Origin of the sequence: Streptosporangium sp. NPDC050855 (assembly GCF_044456585.1) — a bacterium.
In the GTDB taxonomy this organism is placed as follows: domain Bacteria; phylum Actinomycetota; class Actinomycetes; order Streptosporangiales; family Streptosporangiaceae; genus Streptosporangium; species Streptosporangium longisporum.
Genome location: NZ_JBITFY010000004.1, coordinates 412,399 through 412,749 on the forward strand (window position 1 = coordinate 412,399; position 351 = coordinate 412,749).

1 protein-coding gene is annotated in these 351 nt (G+C 71.5%); it reads left to right on the forward strand.

Features of this window, described 5'->3' with window-relative positions; all coding sequences use genetic code 11:
* Window positions 1-92 precede the first annotated feature (92 nt).
* Window positions 93-245 (forward strand): hypothetical protein, encoded by a 153-nt coding sequence (locus tag ACIBCT_RS12575; RefSeq protein ID WP_362692048.1) that lies wholly within the window; start codon window positions 93-95, stop codon window positions 243-245.
* The last annotated feature ends 106 nt before the right edge of the window (window positions 246-351 follow it).

Sequence of the window (351 nt, forward strand, 5' to 3'; positions counted from 1 at the left end):
GGCTCACCAGCCCGCTGTGCGGCATCGCCTACACCATCCAGTCCGGCTGCTGAACCGGCGCTTCGAGCCTGAGCCGCAAAGGGGGTGAACACATGTCCGCGGAGATTCTGATGGAGGGCGCCGACGCCTACACCTCGCTCGCCGAGGTCGCGGCGGTCCCGGGGGTCGACACCCTTGAGGCCCTCCCGACGACGACCGACTGGATCTACAGCATCTGCACGCTGACCATCGAGGGCGGCTGCTGACGTGATTGACGTGGCGGGGCCGGGGGGGGGGGGCGGCGCCCCCGGGGGGGGGGGGGCCCACACCAAGGGGGGGTTGTTTGTCCCCCCCCGCGGTTTCCCCTCCACC